The sequence below is a fragment of the Pseudovibrio denitrificans JCM 12308 genome (genome assembly GCF_001310815.1).
In the GTDB taxonomy this organism is placed as follows: domain Bacteria; phylum Pseudomonadota; class Alphaproteobacteria; order Rhizobiales; family Stappiaceae; genus Pseudovibrio; species Pseudovibrio denitrificans.
Genome location: NZ_BAZK01000086.1, coordinates 1 through 636 on the forward strand (window position 1 = coordinate 1; position 636 = coordinate 636).

Annotated in this window: 1 protein-coding gene and 1 pseudogene; both read left to right on the forward strand. The window is 56.4% G+C overall.

The features are described from left to right. Positions 1 to 154 precede the first annotated feature (154 nt). Positions 155 to 343 (forward strand): hypothetical protein, encoded by a 189-nt coding sequence (locus JCM12308_RS31160; RefSeq protein ID WP_208978978.1) that lies wholly within the window; start codon positions 155 to 157, stop codon positions 341 to 343. Beyond that, positions 328 to 636: pseudogene (locus JCM12308_RS31165) on the forward strand (type I secretion system permease/ATPase); the annotation flags it as partial. The gene JCM12308_RS31160 and the pseudogene JCM12308_RS31165, both read left to right, overlap by 16 nt.

Below are 636 nucleotides of genomic sequence, written 5' to 3' on the forward strand. Positions count from 1 at the left end.
ATAACATCACAGCGGTTGAAGATTTCCTTCTCTAGTTGAGTAATACCTGAGCTTCACGCCTCCGGCGTGAAGCTCAGGCCTCATCCTAAAGTTTATTTCTAATCAGAGGCTTGCAACAAATCTCTAGAAAGTTGGGAGGCCAAGGTAGGTTGGTATGGGGCGAAGACTTCTCACAGCGAGCAAAATGGCTTGTGTATCCGAGGCGTTTGGTGCGTCGCGGTCCGGGTATGCGGGCGTTGGGGTTTTAAGTCTGGTCATCAACCTTTTGATGCTGACGGGCCCGATGTTCATGCTGCAGATCTATGACCGGGTTCTGGCCAGCACAGTGTGCCAACACTGGTGATCATCGCCAGCTTCGCCGGTATCCTCTATCTGTTCTTCGCCCTGCTGGAAGGCATCCGTGCCCGCGGCCTGTCGCGTATCTCGCAGGAGATCGATGCCCGCCTGTCGCGCACCGCGTTTCTCGCCAACCTGCGCGTGCCGCTGCGCATGGGCAACACCGGCAAAAACGTCGACCCGATCCGCGATCTGGAGACCATGCGCCAGTTCTGGGGCGGTCAGGGTCCGGCAGCTCTCTTCGATATTCCATGGATGCCGATCTATCTGGGTCTGGTGTTCGTGCTCCACTTCTGGCTT